Annotated in this window: 15 protein-coding genes; 11 read left to right on the forward strand and 4 right to left on the reverse strand. The window is 45.6% G+C overall.

Annotated features, from left to right (window positions below; genetic code table 11):
- Nucleotides 1–49 precede the first annotated feature (49 nt).
- Complete coding sequence (locus RA156_RS05470; RefSeq protein ID WP_306643529.1) at nt 50–1,921, forward strand: T9SS type A sorting domain-containing protein; 1,872 nt, start codon at nt 50–52, stop codon at nt 1,919–1,921.
- Here the strand turns inward: RA156_RS05470 and RA156_RS05475 are convergent, their stop codons facing one another.
- Nucleotides 1,922–2,935 carry a threonine aldolase family protein gene (locus RA156_RS05475; RefSeq protein WP_306643531.1) on the reverse strand — a complete coding sequence of 338 codons (1,014 nt, stop codon included), beginning with the start codon at nt 2,933–2,935 and terminating at the stop codon, nt 1,922–1,924.
- Between the two features lie 63 nt (nt 2,936–2,998).
- Here RA156_RS05475 and RA156_RS05480 point away from each other — a divergent pair, with 63 nt between their 5' ends.
- From RA156_RS05480 to RA156_RS05495, 4 genes are all read left to right on the forward strand, one after another.
- Nucleotides 2,999–3,562 (forward strand): J domain-containing protein, encoded by a 564-nt coding sequence (locus RA156_RS05480; protein WP_306643533.1) that lies wholly within the window; start codon nt 2,999–3,001, stop codon nt 3,560–3,562.
- 30 nt (nt 3,563–3,592) lie between these two features.
- Nucleotides 3,593–4,021, forward strand: coding sequence for a MarR family winged helix-turn-helix transcriptional regulator (locus tag RA156_RS05485; RefSeq protein ID WP_306643535.1), 429 nt, complete (start codon nt 3,593–3,595; stop codon nt 4,019–4,021).
- A gap of 53 nt (nt 4,022–4,074) precedes the next feature.
- A complete protein-coding gene (locus RA156_RS05490) occupies nt 4,075–4,494 on the forward strand; it encodes a nuclear transport factor 2 family protein (protein WP_306643537.1) in 420 nt (139 codons plus the stop codon).
- A gap of 295 nt (nt 4,495–4,789) precedes the next feature.
- On the forward strand, nt 4,790–7,000 hold the full coding sequence (locus tag RA156_RS05495) for a S46 family peptidase (RefSeq protein WP_306643539.1): 2,211 nt from the start codon (nt 4,790–4,792) through the stop codon (nt 6,998–7,000).
- Here the strand turns inward: RA156_RS05495 and RA156_RS05500 are convergent.
- On the reverse strand, nt 6,981–7,322 hold the full coding sequence (locus tag RA156_RS05500; protein ID WP_306643541.1) for a hypothetical protein: 342 nt from the start codon (nt 7,320–7,322) through the stop codon (nt 6,981–6,983). The two genes, RA156_RS05495 and RA156_RS05500, sit on opposite strands and share 20 nt — an antisense overlap.
- Nucleotides 7,323–7,482: 160 nt before the next feature.
- Between RA156_RS05500 and RA156_RS05505 the strand changes: the two genes are divergently transcribed.
- The 4 genes from RA156_RS05505 (at nt 7,483) to RA156_RS05520 (ending at nt 13,238) form a co-directional block, all read left to right on the forward strand.
- The gene (locus RA156_RS05505; RefSeq protein ID WP_306643543.1) at nt 7,483–8,112 is read left to right on the forward strand and encodes a hypothetical protein; all 630 of its coding nucleotides are present in this window, start codon (nt 7,483–7,485) and stop codon (nt 8,110–8,112) included.
- Nucleotides 8,113–8,642: 530 nt separating this feature from the next.
- Nucleotides 8,643–11,936, forward strand: a complete 3,294-nt coding sequence (locus RA156_RS05510) for a CotH kinase family protein (RefSeq protein WP_306643545.1) — start codon at nt 8,643–8,645, stop codon at nt 11,934–11,936.
- Between the two features lie 47 nt (nt 11,937–11,983).
- The gene (locus RA156_RS05515; protein WP_306643547.1) at nt 11,984–12,823 is read left to right on the forward strand and encodes a DMT family transporter; all 840 of its coding nucleotides are present in this window, start codon (nt 11,984–11,986) and stop codon (nt 12,821–12,823) included.
- Between the two features lie 76 nt (nt 12,824–12,899).
- Nucleotides 12,900–13,238 carry a DUF3291 domain-containing protein gene (locus tag RA156_RS05520; protein WP_306643549.1) on the forward strand — a complete coding sequence of 113 codons (339 nt, stop codon included), beginning with the start codon at nt 12,900–12,902 and terminating at the stop codon, nt 13,236–13,238.
- A gap of 8 nt (nt 13,239–13,246) precedes the next feature.
- Here RA156_RS05520 and RA156_RS05525 read toward each other — a convergent pair whose 3' ends face one another.
- Entirely contained in the window at nt 13,247–16,627 is a 3,381-nt protein-coding gene (locus RA156_RS05525; protein WP_306643551.1) for a methylmalonyl-CoA mutase family protein, read from the reverse strand.
- A 201-nt stretch (nt 16,628–16,828) separates the two neighbouring features.
- Here RA156_RS05525 and RA156_RS05530 point away from each other — a divergent pair, with 201 nt between their 5' ends.
- A complete protein-coding gene (locus tag RA156_RS05530; RefSeq protein WP_306643552.1) occupies nt 16,829–17,554 on the forward strand; it encodes a hypothetical protein in 726 nt (241 codons plus the stop codon).
- Nucleotides 17,555–17,635: 81 nt separating this feature from the next.
- Entirely contained in the window at nt 17,636–18,442 is an 807-nt protein-coding gene (locus RA156_RS05535) for an alpha/beta hydrolase (protein ID WP_306643554.1), read from the forward strand.
- Nucleotides 18,443–18,488: 46 nt separating this feature from the next.
- Here the strand turns inward: RA156_RS05535 and RA156_RS05540 are convergent, their stop codons facing one another.
- Nucleotides 18,489–22,094, reverse strand: coding sequence for a lysyl oxidase family protein (locus RA156_RS05540; protein WP_306643556.1), 3,606 nt, complete (start codon nt 22,092–22,094; stop codon nt 18,489–18,491).
- Nucleotides 22,095–22,100: the final 6 nt, after the last annotated feature.

Here is a 22,100-nt window from a genome sequence, read left to right on the forward strand (position 1 = left end):
AAATCACTGTATATTCTTATATTTGAGAAACCTGTAACCAAAACCAACAATGAGAGCTATCCTTTCCGCTGGATTATTCGTCCTTTTCGCAGTTTTATCCATTCAAAACGTATCTGCCCAATGTGAAGAGGGCGAAGTAGAAATCTCCATGAACATCTACACAGATGCTTGGGGATACGAGATCTATTGGGAAGTATACCCAGAAGGAAGTACCTGCGGTGAAGGAACAGTCATCTCAGGAGGTAATTTAGATCAAGTGGGTTGTACTGGAAGCGGAGAACAAGATGCTACAGGTGGCAACGGTTACCCGAACAATTCTGTCATTGAAGTAGAGGGCTTTTGTGTACCGATTGGTGAACCACTCACACTCCAATTCATCGATGATTGGGGAGACGGAGGGGCGACCTTCGAATTGTTCTACGACGGCCAGTTGGTAGGTTTCTACGTGGGTCAAGGAGGAGCAACTTCTTGGACCTTCAATCCAGGGGTAACCAATATTCCATTGTACGATGAACCATGCAACGCAGAAGAGGTAACCGTTGACGGAGCTGTTGTTGTTATGGATAACACGGATGCCATTGCTTCACTGAATGAGGTAACACCTGGAGGAGGTAACTGTGCACTCCAAGGAATTTGGTGTGAAGGTGGAGTTTCCAACTCAGTTTGGGCAAGCTTCGTTGCTCCAGAATCAGGTTCTGTATACGTCTCGACTTGTACTGAAGAAACCTTGTTTGATACTCAGATTGCGCTGTGGTCAGGTGATGACTGCGGTGATCAAACCACTTTTGAACTGATTTCAGCCAACGATGATATTCTCGGCGGTTGTGGTCCAGGTGCATTCTTTGCAAGCGGCATGTTCGCTGGATGTTTGAATCCGGGAGAGACTTACTATATCCAAGTAGATGGATGGAATGGGGCAGTAGGCCAAGTGGGGGTTGAAGTCACTTCTTCAGATGCAGAAGTCGAACTCTTGGCTTTCGTCAATGATAACCCTTGTCCTGTGGACAAAGGTGAAGATGGAAGTGGGAGTATTCTCCCATACTTCGTTGGATATGGTTCCAATTATGACGCGCTATGGAGTGGGCCAGGAAACTTTACGTCTTCTGAGCCTTTTGTTACAGGACTAGATGCAGGAGAATACACAGTAACGATCATCACAGAGTGTGGTGATATCTTCGAAGAGTCGTGGACAATTTCCAATCCAGATCCGCTTTCGATTGCGCTGTCTATTGACGCACCAGATTGTCCGCTCTCTTTCAACGGAACCGCTCTTCCTACAGTGAACGGTGGAACAGGTGGATATACTTACGAGTGGTTCGGGCCAGACGATTATACTTTTGAAGGAGCGGAACCTACGGATCTTGGAGAAGGCGAGTATGAGCTCGTGGTTACCGACGGTAACGGATGTACGATTACTCAAACGATCAACCTTGAAAGTACCAACGAGATTGACCTGGATCTTGGTCCAGATTTGACCATCTGTTTAGAAGAAACAGAGGTTGTTTTCGGACCGGTTGGTTATGATTATCTGTGGCAAGACGGAAGCAATAACCAATTCTTTGAAATCAATGGTGAAGAGTTGGGTGAAGGAACTTTCTCGTTCATCCTCAACGTTTCTAATGAAGAAGGATGTGACGCCACTGATGCCGTTCAAGTGACGGTTGAGAATTGCAGCTCGGTAGGAGAGAACGCCTTTAATGATCTTTCGGTATTTCCAATCCCTGCTCAAGATGTTTTGAATATCGCTAACGCGGAATCGGACATGACTTTTGAGCTCCTAGATACTGAAGGAAGGATCGTAACGCAAGGTGCGCTAAATGGTAAAGGAACAATCGACGTACAGCCGTTTAGCAGAGGGATATACGTACTTCGCTTAATGACGAATGGTCAGCTGGCTATTGTTCGAGTGCAGCTGCAATAATTAGCTTCTCAAGGCAGCTTCAATTCCTACCATGTCTTCTGCTGTGATATCACGGTGGTAAACGAATCGAATCTTTGAAGGACCGAATGGCATCGAACGAATGCCTTTCTGCTCCAATAGATGACAACGTTGTTCTGCGCCCCCTTCTTCGACCAAATCGAAAATGACGATGTTGGTGTGTACAGGCATTACTGACTTTACCCAGGATTGTTCTTCAAGGATTGAAGCCGTTTTGCGTGCTTTGTCGTGGTCTTCTCTTAAGAGCGGTACATGATACTCTAAAGCATGCAATCCTGCCGCTGCCAAGATGCCGACTTGTCTCATTCCACCACCAAGTGCTTTACGAGTGCGGTGCGCTTCTTGAATGAAAGATTTGCTTCCTAATAGAACTGATCCTCCAGGAGTACCTAGTCCTTTCGAAAGACACACGCTTATACTGTCGAAGTGTTTGCCGTATGAAGAAACAAGCGTGTTGTTTTCTGCGAGCGCGTTGAACACTCGCGCACCGTCTAGGTGAAATGCGAGTCCTTGCATTTTCGCAAAAGTCGATAGCTTCTTGATCTCGTCCACATCATAGATAGCACCACCACCTTTATTGCAGGTGTCTTCGATTGAGATCAAGCTAGTACGAGCGTAGTGACTATCAGTAGGGTTCACTTCTCCTTTGACCTGATCCACCGTAAAGCGACCTCGATCGCCGTTTACGAGTCTTACACTCGCTCCAGAGTTTCGGGCGATGCCTCCGCCTTCGTAATTATAGATATGTGAAAGACGATCACAAATAACTTCATCACCCGGACGTGTATGCACGTTGATGGCGATTTGGTTGGTCATGGTTCCACTTGGACAAAACAATCCGGCTTCTTGGCTGAACATATCCGCAAGTCGCTCTTGCAATTCATTTACCGTAGGGTCCTCCGCAAATACATCATCACCAACTTCGGCGCTAGCCATGGCATTGATCATTGCTTTATCAGGCTTAGTTACCGTATCACTCCGTAGATCGAACATCATTTCAATATCTTTAGCGAGCGACAAAAGTAAGGCATTCACAGCCTCTTTGTCTGAACTGCAAGGATGATGACCGATTATTACCAAATTCTGGAGCTAAAGCCGGGGGCCTCTACTGATGAGATCAAGAAGGCTTATCGACGTTTGGCAAAGATTCACCATCCTGATCGAGCTGGTGGAAATGCAGATCCAAAGGCATTCATTGCGATTAATGAAGCCTATGAGTTCTTGGTAGATGAAAAGAGAAGAGCATTCTACGAAGCAAGAAAGGCCAAGACCATATCACCTGAAGAACAACGACGTAGGGAAGAGGCATACCGTGTGTGGGTAGAAAGGCAGCAGCGAATGGCCCGAGAGCGAGCTGAAGCTAATGCATCTACCAGTTTTGATGACTTCATGGAATCACCAATCTATCGCGCAGCGATGGTCATTAACCGGTTCTATAATTATGTCTTCTTGATTCTGGGTGTTTTTATGGTCATTACTCCAGTGTTCATTGTCTTAAGGGATGAAGAGCGACTCATAGAAGATGAAATCAGTTTGGGAACCATTCTTTTGCCAGGTGTCATTGGAGCGCTCTTCACGTACGGAGTATGGTTCTTTCTCTTCAAGAATAAAGTGGAAGGTTGATGTATCAACTATAATTCCTATCTTTGCATTATGGATGATATTCGACAGGTCCTTTTATTTCAAATTGAACGTACAACTAAGTTGTCGAAAGTGTACTCTCAGCGCATATTTGATCAAGAAGGGGTTGACATTACTATTGAACAGTGGATTCTGTTAAAGATCATTCACGAGAACCAACCGTTGTCACAAAAGCAGATTGCTGAAAAGAGCTTGAGAGACCCTGCTGCAATTACGAGAACGGTTGATATTCTTGAGAAGAAGGGCTTAGTGACACGACAAAGAAGTACAGTGGATCGACGTCAACATGACATGTACTTAACGCAAAACGGAAAGCAGTTTATTACTGACCATTTTCCTTTGGTTCAAGGTATGAGAGATCAGAGTATGAAAGGCTTGTCCAATGAAGAGTTGAAGACCCTTCAGGAACTGCTGCGTAAAGTGCAGTCCAACTTCGAGTAGACTATTTTTTTGCTTATATACATGATGTATCAATAATAAATAAATCAACTAATATGAAAAGTGTAATGATGCTTCTGATGTTCGCTTTTGCCGCGTCATCAACAATCGCTCAGAATGATGAAAAGGACATTAAGCAGACGATTCAACAATTCGCCAAGGCCGGAGACGCTAATGATGCGGCTGTGTTGGATGAAGTCTTGGATGCGAATTATCGGGTAGTAATGAATCAGCTGTTCGGCAGCGATGGAGTGAGTGTGGTTCCTCGCGAGGTGTATATGAAGAAGATTGAATCAAAAGAGTGGGGAGGAGACGACCGTAAAGTGACCATTCACAGCGTACATATTAACGGTAAAAGCGCAGTAGCAAAAGTGACAATGGAAGGGAAGAAGATGACCTTCGTGAGCGTGCTATCCCTCGTGCAAAACAAAGACGGGGAATGGAAACTCATCAGCGATACTCCTACTATAATGTAGAACATGAAACGCTCGTGGATATCAAAGGGGTTGTCACGTTTGACAACCCCTTTTTTCGGACTACTCGATGAGTAACTCATGATAACGACAATCAGCATGAGATTTTAGCTATGTGTGTAGACTTGCCTTTCTACACATTCAATATGCTCTGATTTTTCAGGATTCTTCTTGACTCCGCTCATCGCGGGATTTGAGATGTATCAGGAATTGAAGGAAGCATATAGGATGAGCGGTTGAAGCTGAAGAGTCCAATGACTTATATTCGCATTCCTTGATCAATTAAACATCAGATACAATGCGAATTTTAACGTTGACCCTTGGTCTCCTCTTCGTTTCATTGAGCTCCTTCGCAACGGAAGGAATGTTCATTCCAGCTCTGCTCGAGTCGATTGAAGACGATATGCGAGCAATGGGACTTGAAATTTCTGCCGAGGATATCTATTCGGTGAATAGCTCTTCACTCAAAGATGCCATTGCGCAGTTTGGAGGAGGGTGTACTTCAGAGATCATTTCTTCTCAAGGACTGCTGTTAACCAATCACCACTGCGGTTATCGTCAAATCCAGCAGCACAGTAGCCTCGAGAACAACTACCTCAAAGACGGTTTCTGGGCTATGAGCATGTCAGAAGAGCTAACAAATCCAGGACTCACGGCCACATTCATTGTCCGTATGGATGACGTGACCGCAAAAATGCTTCAGGGAATTACTGATGATATGTCAGCGCAAGATCGCGCGGCTAAGATGAAAGAAAACGAAGCCGCGATCATTGAAGCCATGACACGAGGAACGAACCACGAGGCATTTGTTCGTCCCTTCAACTATGGAAACAGCTACTTCTCGATCGTAACCAAGACATACAAGGATGTTCGTTTGGTAGGAGCACCTCCTTCAGCGATTGGAAAATTCGGAGGAGACACGGATAACTGGGTATGGCCACGTCATACGGGTGATTTCTCACTCTTCCGCATCTACGCTGGCCCAGATAATGAGCCAGCTGAGTACAGCGAAGAGAACCGTCCGTACGAGCCAGCACATTACCTGCCAGTTTCAATGGATGGGGTAGAAGAAGGTGATTTCACTATGGTATATGGATTCCCAGGACGTACGGAGCAGTACTTGACTACTGATGCCGTTGACTATGTGATCAACACAGCAAACCCAATGCGAATTCACATGCGCGAAACTAGCCTGAATATCATTGATCAAGCGATGAGGTCATCAGAGAAGATTCAGATTCAATACGCCGCAAAGCAGTCATCGATTTCGAATGCATACAAGAAGTGGATTGGTCAGAATGGAGGGTTGATTGAGCTTGATGCCTTAGGCAAGAAGCAACGATTAGAAGACAGCTACCGTCAGTTGGCTTCGCTAAAAGGCAAGAAAGAATATGTAGATGCTATTGATCGCCTCAAAGTGCTGCATGGAGAGATTAGAGATTACCGTTTAGCACGTGATGTATTCATCGAGTACTACTTCTACGGACCAGAGATCTTGTCTTTTGCGAACTCATTCTCAGATTTGATTGAAAACTACGAGGGGCTAGAAGAAAAAGGTGAATTGAAGAAAGCGCTAGAAGGATTGAAGTCTAGTGTGAAATCTCACTTCAAAGACTACCACCAGCCTACGGATGAAGCGATCTACTTGGCACTGACTGAGCTATACTTTGACAATATGCCTGGGGAACTCATCCCTGATCAAATGCGCACCTTTAAAGAGAAGAATAAGAATAGCATCGAGCGAATGAAGATGCGTACTTATGAGCGTTCTATTTTCACAAATGAACAGGCGCTCATGAAACTGTTGGATTCACCTTCTGCGAAAGCCTTTGCTAAGTTGATGAAGGATCCAGCATATCAGCAGGCTGCAGCGCATTACGCGGGATACTTCCAGAAGGTTCGTCCGCAATACGGGGCGAAGAACCAAGAGATCGACGCATTGATGAAAACCTACGTAGCTGGTTTGATGGAGCTTTTCCCGAACAAGACGTACTGGGCTGACGCGAACAGCACCCTGCGTTTAACTTACGGTAAAGCAGAAGGATCGGCTCCTGTAGATGGTATGGCATACAAGTTCTACACCACGGCAAACGGGATTCTGCAGAAAAATGCAACAGGCAACCCAGATTTCGAAATGCCGGCTGATCTTATTAAAAAGCTCGAAGCCAGAAACTATGGTCCATATGCACACAAGGATGGAGAATTGCGCATCTGTTTCACAGGAAGTAACCATACCACTGGAGGAAACTCAGGGTCACCTGCCATCAACGGTAAAGGTCAATTGGTAGGGCTCAATTTCGACCGCTCTTGGGAAAGTACCATGAGTGATATCCTGTTTGATCCAGGCCGTTGCCGCAATATTATGGTCGACATTCGATACGTACTGTGGGTAGTTGACGTTTATGCCGGTGCCGGTCACTTGGTTGACGAAATGACCTTAGTAAGGGGTGAAGAAAAAGCGGAAATGGAGCCTGAAATGGAAATGGAGCTTACTCCAGATACTCAATAATAGCCAAGAGCTCTTGTGAGTCGTTAAAAGCTTTGATCAGCGGAAGCCCAGAGCTTTCCTGCAAGAAGAATGAAAGATTTTCGCCCACTGATGGGCGTTGGAATATACTTAAGCGAGTCCCCTTGGACTCGCTTTTTACATCCAGAATTTCTAATGTTTCGTCAGCAAAGACCAAGAACATGCCTTCTTGAAGTTTGCCGTCGTTACGTGTCATCTCGCGACGCACAGTAAACCCTACTTTGGCACCGCCAAAGAGGTTGTCTTTTTTGTTCCCCGAAAGCCAAATCCCAATCGGATCCTTTCGATTATCTCTCTCCACCATAATCTGTCCCTACATTAAATTGAACGTGCCAAGCACTGATTTAGATACATTTCTGTTGGCCCGAGCCCTAGGAATGGGGGGTACTATCAGACGGTGTCCTACAAAAAAGGGGTGGTTTCGCCTACACAATAAGGAATTGTCATGGTGTAACTTCAGGGTAATGAAGACTGCCGATTTGAACATCGAGAACTGGAGAGGGAATGCCTTTCTAACTTCTGAGATAACCGAAGTATTGCTTTGGTTAGAAGAACAACTCGATGAAGAGCAGTCAACGTTTCTGAAGCTGGCGGGCGTGAAAGATCTCGTCAGAAATCAACCTTCATTAAGTTCTCAATTCACATTACTCACAGACGCAGCTCTTGCGTGGTTTCTGAGTATTGATAGACAGCGAGTATTCACTGCGATTAAGCCGGAGAAATTCGTGCCGATTATTCTTGAAATGAGTTCTGATAACTCGTGCAGTACTCTATTACTTTCTGAAAAAGGAGGAAAGCTAATCGGGTCAAAAGCCTTCTCGAAGAGAAAACGAAAAGCGAGGTCATTTGATGCTCGACAGCATTCCAATCACGAGTTGATCGAGACCATCGTCTCAAACAAGATAGAGTTCGTAGTGAGCGAATGGAACGACGAACGGGCAGAAAGGGTATATGACCATCTAGTCAACAAGCTAGGGAAGACGCTTGTTTGGGTGCAGTTGCCTCAACGACAGTTGAATACAGAAGTGCCATCAGGATTGCACCAGAAGTGGCACATCCTCAATGGAAAACTACGATGGATCTGGGGCGCTTAAATCAGCCCAAGAAGTAAATGATCAATACTACTAACGTAAGAAGAAGGATCGCGAAAAATACTGGTCCTCCGATCTCGTTTTGTTCTGCTTCTTTGTGTGAGCCCATGGTGATGGTTTTGTTTCGTGCAAAAATAACAATGAGAATTAAATCGAGCGTGGATTTTCTCCACCTTTTCAACAAATCGATGCAAATGCAGTGAATTTATCATTCTATACCCCAAGTCTTGCCACTTGGAGATTTTGGTGCATTCTCTCTGCTTTTCTTGAGTACATTTATATTGCCGTTTGACGAGAAAGAAATGCTATACGGTTTCACTCGTTATTTAGTTTAAGTGTTTGAAGTCCTTCGTTAGCCCGAGGGACTTTTTTTTGACCCGTTCCGATTATTTGATTCTTAAAAAATTGAGTGTTAGTCTTTTCTTAAGCAGATGTAAACAATTAGGGTTTACTATTTCTTAACTTGTAACCGATTATGATGCAACCTTTATATAGCGAGATGTGTCATAGTTATGCAAGGAACCTATAAGCCAATGAGAGTATTAACCTGGATAAGTGTATTCATCTTCGCGCTAGCCTCTACCAGCAGCGCACAAGTGGTAATGAACGAGTTCTCGTTCGCCAATTACGATGATCTTAATGTTGATCCCGGAGGATGGGATGGAGAGTTTGAAGATTGGGTTGAATTTTACAACCCAACTGGAGCAGATGTAGATATCAGTGGATACTATATGACTGACCAAGCTGATAACCTCGATAAATTTGAAATTCCGGCAGGAACAATCGTTCCGGCAAACGGAAGACTTCTTGTTTTAATCACGAATGACTTCGACGAAGACCCTTACATGTGGGGATGGTTGAACACGAACTTCAAGGTGAATCAAACCCAAGGAGAATCAATCATCTTCTCTGACCCTGGTTTGACACCAATCGATTCATTCACATTCGGAACGGATATTGATCCTAATCAACGAAACCACAGCTACGGTCGTTCAACTGACGGTGCTGCTGATTGGGTGATCTTTACCAACGCCTCTCCGGAAGACCCGAATGGAGGACCAAGCGGAACTTCATATGCCGCTGCACCTGTAATTGATATGGAAGCAGGTTACTACGCAGGAGGAACAACGCTTACGATTTCTTCTGAGCCGAATACCACAGTGTACTACACAACAGATGGTAGCGAACCAACAGATGGTTCAGCTATGTACACAGGTCCTATCGATATCAATGCTACTACAGTAGTAAAGGCAATTGCTTACCACGATAACGATACGAACGTTCTTCCAAGTTTGGTGGAGACAAACTCATACTTCACTGGAGATGATCAGCACAGTATCGTCGTTTGTAGTGTATCAGGACCAACCCTTTCAGACGGGGCGTGGAACGGAGATGAGCTAATGGCACTTGAGTTCTTCTATCCAGGAGGAGGATTTTGGTGTGAAGGGCTTGGAGATTCTAACGAGCACGGAAACGACTCAAATGCATACGGACAGCGTGGTTTCGATTACGTAGGTCGTGATCAACTTGGTTACAACCACGAAATCGAGGAAGAGCTTTTCCACGAGAAAGATCGTGATCACTACCAGCGTCTTATCTTCAAGGCCGCTGCTAATGACAACTACCCATTCGAACCAGGAGCACACATCCGTGATGCTTACGTTCACACACTCTCACATAAGGCAGACCTTGATATGGATGAACGTACAAGCGAGTCTTGTATCGTTTACATCAACGGTGAGTACTGGGGTGTATACGAATACCGTGAAAAAATTGATGACCTCGATTTTACAGATGAGTACTATGATCAGCCACGTCACTTCGTAGACTTCCTAAAGACTTGGGGAGGAACATGGGAAGAGTATGGATCAATCGATGATTGGAACACACTTGTGAACTTCGTAACAACTCAAGATATGACTGACCCTGCAAACTACGAGTACGTAGAGTCAGTGTACAACACAGGAAGCTTGATCGATTACTTCATCCTTAACTCGTACATCGTATCTGCTGACTGGTTGAACTGGAACACAGCATGGTGGAGAGGTCGTCACCCGGATGGAGGTGCAAAGAAATGGCGCTACATCCTTTGGGATATGGATGCGTCATTCGGACACTATGTGAACTACACCGGAGTTCCGGATACGGGCCCAGAAGCTGATCCATGTAACCCTGAAGTTTTGGGTGATCCAGGAGGTCAAGGACACGTTCCAATTTTGAATGCCCTTCTTGAAAATGAAGATTTCTACGCTGACTACATCAACCGATGGGCAGACTTGAGTAACTCATACCTTAATTGTGATTACATGCACTATTTGCTTGATAGCATGGTGAATGAAATCGAGCCTGAAATGCAACGTCAGTGTGATCGTTGGGGAGGAAACATTGCTGGATGGGAAACAGAACTACAGCAGCTTCGTGATTTCATTGACACACGCTGTGAGCAAACAGTAGTTGATGGTATGGAAGATTGCTACGACGTAGAAGCAATCACAATTACGATCATCATCGAAGGAATTGGAGAAGTAGAAATCGAAACCTTTGATATTGGTCCTGACATGGTGCCATGGGAAGGGATTTACTTCGCAGGGTTCCCGATCAACCTAGATGCAGAAGATGAAGGACTAGGAGTCTTCCTCTATTGGGAGGTGCTAGAAGGTGACTTGGTTATCGCTGATCCTGAAAACCCGAGTATCATTATCGAGCCCACAGGAGATGTGACCATAGTGGCCTACTTCTTGAACGACCTAGATCCACAAAACGTGATGTTCGACGTTCAGCCAGAAGGTGCAGGAGATATCCTCTTCGGTGGAGTTCCTATGGGACCATACCCAAACACGCAGCTAGTTGATGGAGGTCCAAGCAGCATTAGCGCTGTTGGAGCTGATCAGTGGTTCGTGTTTGATCACTGGGAAACAATCAACGCAAACGTTAATCCAGACGAGTTCTCGGCGGATGGAACAACTTTCATCGCAACAACGGATACGATCGTTGCTGTCTTCAATGAACTCCCACACTTCGATATCAACGTTGCTGTGGAGCCAGCAGGAGCTGGATGGATCACAATGGATGGAACAGAACTAGATAGCTACCCTTGGACGGGTACAGTTGCTGGAGAAGTTGACATCGCGTTTGCCACTGCAGGATATGATGAGTGGAGTGTGTTCGATCACTGGGAAGTGAATAACACACCAATCAACCCAGATGAATTTGCACAGAACATCACCCTGAACTTCACAACCACTGATACGATCGTGGCGGTGTACAATGTGATTCCTCACAACACCATTACGATACTCGTTGAGCCAGCTGAAGCAGGACTTGTTATTGTTGACAATACACTCACAGTGAATGAGTCATGGTCTGGTGAACTAGAGGCAGAGACGCCAACTCCATTTGCGGCCTTCCCAGAAGCATTCTGGTACTTTGACCGTTGGGAGTCTGTAAATCACTTGCCAACACCTGACAACCGATCTTCAGTCGTTGATTTTGAATTCTACAACAGCGATACCATTGTTGCGCACTTCGTGGAAGAACCATTCAACGTATACGTACCGAATAGCTTCACACCGAACAACGATGGAAAGAACGATGTGTTCCTTCCTGTAGGTTCAGCATGGAAAGATGGTACTTACGAACTGTGGGTCTTCAACCGATGGGGAGATGTAGTTTTCTACTCTGATGATCCAACGAAACCTTGGAACGGAAGCCACCAAGATGGTACACACTACGTAGCCGATCAGATCTACGTCTATCGATTGACAGTGCAACCGGTTCACAGTGTAGAACCAGAAGAATTTAGCGGACACATTACAGTGTTCAGATAATATAAAGGGGAGTTCGCTCCCCTTTTTTTATTCAGTACTTTCGCGGCATGAGACTTGACGGCGTTGGCATGATGCTTATTTCTGTCGTCCTTTTCACTACGGCTAACGTCTTTGTAAAGGAGATTGCCTTCCTGCCCTCAACGCAGATTGTGTTCATGCGTTCTGTTGTCTCATTAATCCTGTGTTCAGCTTTTGTCTTGTACAAAGGCTTCCCTTATTTCGGCAATAACAAGAAGTGGCTTATCATCCGGGGAGTGTTCGGGATGATCGCATTGACCTTGTTCTTCTACACCATTCAGAATATCCCTCTAGCCAGTGCTACGGTTATTCAGTACCTGAGTCCGGTATTCACGGTGATTCTCGCCATGTTATGGCTAGGACAGCGTGTTAGACGTATTCAGTGGGTTTTCTTGGCCTTAGCTATACTTGGGGTGATCATGGTGAAGGGATTTGATCCAAACGTCCCAGTGACCTTTCTATTAATTGGATCAACGAGTGCCTTCTTGGCGGCGGTTGCTTATATCGCTACTATCAAATGTAAAGACACAGATCATCCTGTGTCTATTGTGATGTACTTCCACTTAATCGCCACTCCGGTCATGGGAGGGATCTCCACCACAAACTGGGAACCTATTGGAATGACTGAGTGGTGGTATGGGATTGCTATTGGAGTATTGTCTGTGCTTGCCCAAATAGCCATGGCATTCGCCATCATGAAGGAAGACGCAAGCGTAGTAACTCCGTTTAAATACGTGGGGGCTATTCTCGCCCTAGCTATTGGATACTTCCGATATGACGAGGTGTTGAACCCGTTGAGCATACTTGGGATCTTCTTGGTAATCGGAGGCGTGACCTTAAACATCTTGGCCAAGCGATATCACTGGTAGTACAGTTCAACCAGATTTTTCTACAGTACAGCAGAAACAACTTAGTTCACGCGTAAAGCTGATTCATCTTTGTGTCATGGTTATCGCAATTACAGAACTCAAGTTGAAGAGCATTTGGCATCTCCCAATGTTCTTGTTTCATGCACTTCGTTCAGGTGCACAAGCACAGAAAGCTAAGGGAAACCGCATGTTCGAAGTCAAAAATGAAAGTTGGCATACGCACAGAACCCTCAGTGTCTGGGAATCAGAAAAGAGCCTTCGTCAGTATGTGATGTCAGGTGCACATCTAAAAGCAATGAAGAACACATCCAAACTCGCGCGCAGTGCTACCTCCACTCATTGGTACTCAGAGTACCCTCCATCATGGGAAGAAGCGGTAAAAACGCTGCGGCAAAAGAATTCCGCGCTAGCGTAAAAAGCACCTTACATATTACGGCGATACTGACCACCCACAGCAAAGAGAGCGTTCGTAATCTGTCCGAGAGAACATACCTTACATGCTTCCATGAGCTTGTCGAAGATGTTTTCGTTCTGAACCGCCGCTAGCTGAATCGCTTTGAGCTGTTCATTGATCTTTTCTTCTCCAGATTCATGCAGTTGGCCGAGCATCTTGATTTGATATTCTTTTTCTTCCACTGTCGCACGAATAACTTCTCCCGGAACGATGGTAGGGGATCCCTTCTTATTCAAGAACATGTTGACACCCACGATTGGGTATTCACCAGTATGCTTCAGCATTTCATAGTGAAGGCTCTCTGATTGAATCTTGCCTCGCTGGTACATCGTTTCCATTGCTCCAAGAACACCGCCGCGCTCAGTGATGCTATCAAATTCACTCAACACTGCTTCTTCGACCAGATCAGTCAGTTCTTCGATGATAAATGAGCCCTGTAAAGGGTTCTCATTCTTCGCCAGTCCTAACTCACGGTTGATGATCAGCTGAATGGCCATTGCTCTGCGCACAGACTCTTCTGTAGGCGTTGTAATGGCTTCGTCGTATGCGTTGGTGTGAAGCGAGTTACAGTTATCATAGATCGCGTACAACGCTTGAAGTGTTGTACGAATGTCATTGAAATCAATCTCTTGTGCGTGAAGCGAACGTCCACTAGTCTGAATGTGGTACTTCAGCATCTGTGCACGAGGATCAGCACCGTACTTCTGTTTCAGAGCTTTCGCCCAAATACGGCGAGCTACACGACCGATTACAGCATACTCTGGATCGATTCCATTGCTGAAGAAGAACGAAAGGTTTGGACCAAATTTGTTGATGTCCATACCACGGCTGAGGTAGTACTCTACATAAGTAAAGCCGTTCGCCAGTGTAAATGCCAATTGCGTAATTGGATTCGCTCCGGCTTCAGCAATATGGTAACCACTGATTGAAACAGAGTAGAAGTTACGTACACCGTGATCAATGAAATACGATTGCACATCACCCATCATTCGCAATGCGAACTCGGTAGAGAAGATGCATGTATTCTGTGCTTGATCTTCCTTTAGAATATCAGCTTGAACTGTTCCACGAACCACTTGAAGCGTTTCGGCCTTGATCTTAGCGTAGACGTCAGGAGGGAGGACTTCATCACCCGTCGCTCCAAGAAGCATCAATCCAAGACCGTCATTTCCTTCAGGAAGGTCACCTTGGTATTGCGGACGAGCGATTCCGCGATCGTCCCACTTCGCTTTGAGCACTTCTTCGACCTTATTCTCAAGTCCGTTCTCTTTGATGTACTTCTCACATTGCTGATCTATCGCAGCGTTCAAGAAGTATCCCAAAAGCATCGGAGCTGGACCATTGATGGTCATGGAAACACTTGTAGCAGCAGCTGCAAGATCAAAACCTGAGTAAAGCTTCTTGGCATCGTCCAAACAACAGATGGATACACCTGAGTTACCAATCTTTCCATAGATGTCAGGACGGTAGTCAGGGTCATTTCCATACAAAGTCACTGAATCAAACGCCGTCGATAGACGCTTAGCCGGCATTCCCAAAGACACATAGTGGAAGCGCTTGTTCGTACGCTCAGGTCCACCTTCACCTGCGAACATACGTGTTGGGTCTTCTCCTTGACGTTTGAACGGGTAAATACCTGCGGTGAAAGGGAATTCACCTGGAACGTTCTCTTGAAGCATCCATCGTAGGAGTGTTCCCCATGATTTATACTTCGGTAGAGAAACTTTAGGAATCTTATTGTGGCTCAACGACTCGGTATTCGTTTGAATACGAATCTCTTTGTTTCTTACTTTAAAGACATACTCGTCTTCGTAGTATCGTGCTCGCTTCTCTTCCCACGACTCAAGCATCTGTAAGTTTCGCGGGTCAATATCTAAAGTACGTTGAGCAATTTGCTCATCGAGTCCTTTGACCAAACGGTCTTTGTCTTCAAGGTCTGTAGCAACCATGCTCGCACGAGCACCTTTCAAGTTGTATAGCTCTTCAGCGACTTTGCATTGCTGATCTACCCATTCATCGTAGGATCTGTTTCCTTCGCTGATTTCAGATAGGTAGCGTGTTCTTTTTGGAGGAATGACGAAGATCTTTTCAGATTCTTCAGTTGTAATCTCTAGCGAGGAAACAAGAGTCGTCTCTGTTTTTGCCGAGAGCGTATCCATGATCGACTTGTAGAGTCGGTTTGTTCCAGGATCATTGAATTGGGAAGCAATCGTTCCGAATACCGGAAGGGTGTCCAAATCAGCATCCCACAACTGGTGGTTACGTTGGTATTGCTTCTTCACATCACGAAGAGCATCTTGAGCGCCTCGTTTGTCGAACTTGTTGATCGCTACGATATCAGCGAAATCAAGCATGTCGATCTTCTCCAGCTGCGTAGCGGCACCAAATTCTGGAGTCATGATGTACAAGGCTACGTCACTGTGATCCATGATCTCTGTATCTGATTGCCCAATTCCAGAAGTCTCAAGGATGATTAGGTCAAAACCAGCGACTTTCAGAATTGCCAACGCATCGTTCACATGCTTTGACAAGGCCAAGTTGCTTTGGCGGGTAGCCAACGAGCGCATGTAAACACGTTCATTGCTAATCGCATTCATACGGATACGATCACCTAGAAGAGCGCCTCCTGTTTTACGCTTTGAAGGATCGACAGAAACAATGGCAATCTTCTTCTCATCAAAATCGAGAAGGAAACGACGTACCAATTCATCAACCATCGATGATTTACCAGCACCGCCAGTACCGGTAATCCCTAATACTGGAGTCGTTGACTTTTCCGCGTTAGCGCGAATACTATTCAACTTATCAGCATACTCATCAGGAGCATTCTCAGCTGCACTGATCAAACGTGCCAACGCTCCGTGTTGATCGTGTGCTATCTTCTTGACCTCGCCATTAAGATTCACCCCAGTAGGGAAGTCACTTTGCTGGATCAGGTCATTGATCATTCCTTGAAGTCCCATACTACGCCCGTCATCTGGATGATAGATGCGAGTGATTCCGTATTCATGAAGCTCCTTAATCTCATCCGGTAGAATAGTACCTCCACCACCTCCGAAGATCTTGATGTGCGAAGCACCGCGTTCTTTCAGAAGATCATACATATACTTGAAGTATTCCATGTGACCTCCTTGGTATGAGGTCATGGCAATACCTTGGGCATCTTCTTGGATAGCGCAATTCACTACTTCTTCTACACTGCGGTCATGTCCAAGGTGAATGACTTCACAACCTGAACTTTGCATGATGCGGCGCATAATGTTGATGGCAGCATCGTGACCGTCAAACAGTGACGCAGCAGTAACGATTCGAACTTTATTCTTGGGAGTATAAGGAGCAACAGTTTCCATGGAGATTCATTTTCTCGGTGCAAAGGTAGCCAGATTGCGAAAATGGCTTACACACTCTGTAGCCGTACAATACGTTATAGAATTAGGTCGTGGAGAAGGCCATTTTGCACCTTATACCGCACTAATCAATTTTGTAACTTTCGTGGAACAAGAAGAGTTGGCTCTTGTTCATATGCAAAAACCAGGATGATGTTCAGGAATGTGAATTTGAAAGATGAGTTGCTTCGCCATCGCGGTTTGGAAACCGAGACGGAGGCAACACAAGTAGTACACGAGGCATTTGCTGTGCTTTATGAAGGCTACTGTGAAGACGAACGAGTGAAGAAGGCCCTAGGGCAGAATGATTCAGTTCAAAACGAATTCAGTTGGGCGAAGCTTGACGCCGAACGAATCTTCAGTATTGATGAAATCCGTAAGACAGCGATCCAACATCGCTTGCGCTTCCTGGATACATCAAAGTTCAAAGGGAAGATTCCTTACGAGGCGATGATGGAGATCAAGCGTCTGGAAAAAGTGACCGGTACAGAACTGAAGAACTACAAAATCATCGCTCCAGGCGAATTGTTCGAGTTGGAAGACTGCGATAAAGATCCGGTGCTCTTCCTTCAACTTTCAGATCGATACTACTACTTCATCCATCAATGGGGAAATGACTTGTCGTGGTACAGAAAAGCATTAATGTGGCCACTACGCTCATTTGCAACTCTTGGTGCTACGATCGCCGTAGTTTCATTCCTGCTTGCGATGATGGTACCAACAGAACTTCTGGTGGGGCCTGAAGTGAGCGCAACAGTATTCCCTCGGATTGCATTATTCTTCTGGTGCTTGGTTGGCATCACTTCGATCGTAACCTACATCGGATTCGCGTTCTTTAAGAACGTAAGCGTCAACCAATGGGACAGCCCTTTTTTCAAACAAGAATTCTAAAGGAACTTTAAATAGAACATCGAAGGTGGGGGAGACTCCACCTTTTTTTATTTCCTTCGTTCTGATCGTAAGGTCATTCCCATGTTCTGGATTGTACTCGGATATATCGTTGGCGGCTACTTGTTAGTCTGCGTTGCTTACTTCTTGCTTCAAGAGCGTTTGATTTTTCGCTCCGCGGGAAGAGGGAAGAAAGAGGAGTTCAAGTTGAGCTGTGCTTATGAAGAACGTCACATCCCTGTGGCCAACGATGCCCAGATTCATGGACTATTGTTGAAGCCAGAGAAATCGAATGGCGGCCTCATCTTCTACTTGCACGGAAATACAGGAAACCTCAAGCGTTGGTCGCTGATTGCTCAAGAACTACTTGACTTAGGCTTTGACATTTTTGCTTTAGACTACCGAGGCTACGGACAAAGCTCAGGTAGAAGAACAGAGTCAACCATGCACGCTGACATTCGTAAGGTTTACCAATACATCGTGGAGGAATACGCGGTAGGGAAGACCATCATTTACGGTCGTTCATTAGGCTCTGGCTTTGCGGTTAGACTGGCTTCCCGAGAACCAGCTTCCGGTTTGGTTCTAGAAACACCTTTCTTGAGTCTCTTGCACGTGGCAAAAGGGTACTTCCCTTTCTTGCCTATGAAATGGCTGCTTCGTTTTCCTTTGCACTCAGACCGCTTTATCAAGCAAGTACGATGTCCTGTTCTAATGTTGCACGGAACCAAGGATCGCATTGTTCCTTACAACTCTGCATTCGAACTCTATAAACTGGTACAACATCGAGAAGATGTTCATCTCATTACTATTCCAGGGGCAGGTCACAACAACCTCAATGCCTACCCAAGCTTTTGGGAGGGACTCCGAGAATTCGTAGCTGAACCAAAATAGAAGAGCCCGACTTTCGCCGGGCTCCATGCTATTGGTCGTAGTTGGTCTAACACTCTTGACCGAAGAGCGCAAGGAAGTCTAGAAGATCTGCCTGCGAAACAGATCCGTCTCCATTCATATCCACGTCTTCGTCACATCCTACAGTACAGTTGTACCATTGTAGAAGAATCAAGAAGTCAGCAATATCTCTTACTTGGTCGCCATTGAAGTCACCCATACAAGCTACTGGAAGTACTTCGTCATCTTCAACAACACCATTACAGTCGTTGTCAATGCCTTCTGCAGTTCCTGGAGCACCCGGATAAACGTCCATTCGAGAATCGTCACAATCATCAGCGTTGGATACATAGCCCAATGGCATACTACAGTCAAGAACCGGGAATGCTGGGTCACCGTAGCCATCATTATCTAAATCGAGGTACCATATCATTTGGTCAACTGCTTCTTCATCGGTAGTCCCGTCACAGTCGTTATCAATACCATCGCATAATTCAGGAGCACCAGGGTAAATGTTCTCATCAGAGTCATCACAGTCTTGGTCATTCAGAACATAACCTTGAACTGGGTCACAAGAGAAGATAGACTCTCCGGCATTTCCGTAACCATCGTTATCACCATCGGCGTAATAAACTGCGCCTTCAAGAACTGTGATGTAACCAACTTTAGTTTCTGCATCGATATCGTCTCCGTTATCAGCAGTCAAGGTCACATCGTAAACACCTGGTACGTTGTAGACAATGCCAGATGGGTTTTGATCAGTACTGCTGCTTGGTGTACCTCCCTCGAAGCTCCAAGACCAGTTGTTTGCACCATTTGTACTTAGGTCTGTGAAATTGATACTCTCACCCTGACAGATGGTTGTAGCATCAGCGGTGAAGTCAGCGAATTCTAATCCAGCAACAGCCTGACAAGCGCCAATTACAGTAACCACGTTGTGGTAGTCTTCGTTTACAACATCCGTAATGTTGCTGATACATACTTCTGAGGCATCCAGATTCACGTAGTACACGCGCACCAAAGGCACAGGAGCTAGATTCTTAGGGAATACTTGGTTATTGTAAGCCAAGCCAATCACCTTGGTACCACCCAAGCTTGATTGCGGGTTGATATCGTAAACCAAAGGATCCGCAAGGTTCTCTACTGACTGAATGGTCAGACCACTCAATTCGAATTCGTAACCTACGATTTCATTGTCTGGGTTGAGAACGTGAATGTCTACATACCCAAGGTCTTCGTTGATATCACCAACGCTGAGTGTTGTGGTGTGGTTTGGGTTGATAAACTCATCATCCCAAACACAGTGGTCATGTACCCCGAATTCATCAACGTGATCAGGACCGTAGTGCAGACATCCAGCGATGAGTGCTGCGTCCGTTACGGTGATGTTGTTATCGTTGTCCATATCTGTACATGGAGAGATCAACGCATCGTTTCCAAGGATATCTTGAATGTATTGAGCAGCGTCTCCGTTGTCAATGTCTCCATTGTTGTTGACGTCACCTTTAACTACGAGTCCGGGGCAGTTTCCAGCACAGTCTGCAGCAGCGTCACCAAATGGCACACCGTAACAATCGAAGATAACCGGGCAGTTAATGTCTTTGGTGAAGTTGATCATGTTGCCCGCTCCATCGCGTTCGAATGAAATACATACTGCAGCCCAGTTGTTTTCGTAAGTGAGCTCGTATGATCCGTTTGCATCTGGAGACTGATCCCAGTTCGTGCGAACTACGAGCGTGTAAGAACCGCCGGGAACATCGGTAAGGTCAACCCACTGACAGCTTAGGCTTGAAGAATAGATGTCACCACATCCTGCAGTGATCCCCATGTTTCCACAAGTGTATTTCGCTTGTCCACCATCTGAACACTCAAGATCAAGGACACAGAATCCGTTCTTGAAGCCAATTTGTGGCATAGCGTTTCCATCTCCATCATAAAGCACGTACTCAGCATATCCTTCATAGTGCCAGTGGTTGTGACAGTCGTCATATTCGAATTGATCAGGCTGGTCACCTGGATCTCCGATGAAGTAATCTTCCGTACCAATATTTTTGATGTGGGTAGTGAAGCGAATGATTTCACGTTCACCAAATCCCTGCATACACCCTTCGTTTACGTAGCACGCATCATTGTTTGTCAAGGTTGTTGCATACATACTGTCGTAGAACACGCTACCCAGTACTTCAAGGTCAGGGCCAATACTCGGACATTGAATGTCGCCAGGGTAGAAACACTCACCCGGTGCGCCTGCGATAGGAAGGAAGTTACATGCTAAAGGATCCATACAACCTACAACAGGTCCCATGTATTCAATCAAGAAGTCAATTGGTTCACCGTCACAAGCTCCATCGGTAGCACCGATTCGCAAGTAGTAAGTATATCCACCTTCAAGAAGAGGAGTGATTTCAGCTTGAACTCCACAGAGGTCATCGTTGTATGTAAGCGTTGCCTCGTTCGTATCATCAAAGATGCCCATGTCACAATTGTCGTACATCCAAATCTTCGTGTCACATGTGGCACGGTCACATGTTGTGATGCGGTATTGACCATTTTGAGCTGGAGTGAATGTGTACCATGCGTTAGGGTTAGGCAGGGAATGCTCGCCTTCTCCAACCGAGATAGCGTTGTTACAGTCAAATCCAGGAGGGCAATTCAAGTTGATTGATTCTGAAACATCGTAATCACCACCAGTGGCGATGCTGTTACCGTCTAGAATGAGTTCGTAGTATCCATTTCCATAACCACAGCAAATACCGTCGCCGTATGAATCAAAGATGGTGAAGGTGTGGCAGTTATCTTGAATACATACCGTTGTTCCTGTAGACCCACCCGTAGCGATTTGATTGCCGAATTCATCGTTTAGCTCCCAGCTAATCTCTGCGGGGTAGTTGTCAGGAACAATCACGATTTCAAGTGCCTGTCCTGCTGAGATGATCACATCTTGTGAAGATTGTGCCGTTTCACCTCCGTTTGATACCTCAAGTGTGGCAGTATAACTTCCTGCTGCATTGTAAGTCACCACAGGATTTGGATCACTAGAAGTTGCCGGGTCACCTCCAGGGAAGCTCCAGTTGTATGAATTGACGTTTCCTACACTGGCATCCGTGAATGAGACAGCTGTCTCGCCACAACTTGCTCCAGCATCAAAGCTGAACACAGCTTCCAAAGCAGGGTAAAGGCAAGAACCATCGTCGTTTGTAGCACATGCGTTGTAATTGTCCGCAGCAGGGTCAGTACAACCGTCAGCAGCCGAACCCAGTGCAAATGACTGGCTTTCTGAATCGCCATATGCCGCATTTGCTGCAATCATGGCAATCACCACATTTCCGAGGTCATCTGTAATGCTGTAGTTTCCGTCGATAGCACATGAACCCCATTGAGATCCATTCATTCCATCTCCGTAAGTGTCGCTGATGGTAAAGGTGTAGCACCCGTCAGGGATATCCACATCTGTGGTGTAGGTTTGATCGTTACCATAAGTTCCTGATGCGGTGTTGGCAATAATAATTCCTTGGTCGTCAACAAGTTCCCAAGAAACCTCGCCTCCCCAGCAGTCAGTAGTAACCGAAATTGTAAGTTGATTTTGAGCAAATGCTCCAATAGATAGTAGCAGGCACAGCCATAGGGCTATCCCATACACAAGCCTCTCTCTCATGATGAA

Source organism: Sanyastnella coralliicola, assembly GCF_030845195.1.
Taxonomy (GTDB): domain Bacteria; phylum Bacteroidota; class Bacteroidia; order Flavobacteriales_D; family Sanyastnellaceae; genus Sanyastnella; species Sanyastnella coralliicola.

Excerpts from the sequence above, each read along its gene's own strand:
- RA156_RS05470 (WP_306643529.1), top strand. The coding sequence starts at position 50 with ATGAGAGCTATCCTTTCCGCTGGATTATTCGTCCTTTTCGCAGTTTTA.
- RA156_RS05475 (WP_306643531.1), bottom strand. The coding sequence starts at position 2,935 with ATGATGTTCGATCTACGGAGTGATACGGTAACTAAGCCTGATAAAGCA.
- RA156_RS05480 (WP_306643533.1), top strand. The coding sequence starts at position 2,999 with ATGATGACCGATTATTACCAAATTCTGGAGCTAAAGCCGGGGGCCTCT.
- RA156_RS05485 (WP_306643535.1), top strand. The coding sequence starts at position 3,593 with ATGGATGATATTCGACAGGTCCTTTTATTTCAAATTGAACGTACAACT.
- RA156_RS05490 (WP_306643537.1), top strand. The coding sequence starts at position 4,075 with ATGAAAAGTGTAATGATGCTTCTGATGTTCGCTTTTGCCGCGTCATCA.
- RA156_RS05495 (WP_306643539.1), top strand. The coding sequence starts at position 4,790 with ATGCGAATTTTAACGTTGACCCTTGGTCTCCTCTTCGTTTCATTGAGC.
- RA156_RS05500 (WP_306643541.1), bottom strand. The coding sequence starts at position 7,322 with ATGGTGGAGAGAGATAATCGAAAGGATCCGATTGGGATTTGGCTTTCG.
- RA156_RS05505 (WP_306643543.1), top strand. The coding sequence starts at position 7,483 with ATGAAGACTGCCGATTTGAACATCGAGAACTGGAGAGGGAATGCCTTT.
- RA156_RS05510 (WP_306643545.1), top strand. The coding sequence starts at position 8,643 with ATGAGAGTATTAACCTGGATAAGTGTATTCATCTTCGCGCTAGCCTCT.
- RA156_RS05515 (WP_306643547.1), top strand. The coding sequence starts at position 11,984 with ATGAGACTTGACGGCGTTGGCATGATGCTTATTTCTGTCGTCCTTTTC.
- RA156_RS05520 (WP_306643549.1), top strand. The coding sequence starts at position 12,900 with ATGGTTATCGCAATTACAGAACTCAAGTTGAAGAGCATTTGGCATCTC.
- RA156_RS05525 (WP_306643551.1), bottom strand. The coding sequence starts at position 16,627 with ATGGAAACTGTTGCTCCTTATACTCCCAAGAATAAAGTTCGAATCGTT.
- RA156_RS05535 (WP_306643554.1), top strand. The coding sequence starts at position 17,636 with ATGTTCTGGATTGTACTCGGATATATCGTTGGCGGCTACTTGTTAGTC.
- RA156_RS05540 (WP_306643556.1), bottom strand. The coding sequence starts at position 22,094 with ATGAGAGAGAGGCTTGTGTATGGGATAGCCCTATGGCTGTGCCTGCTA.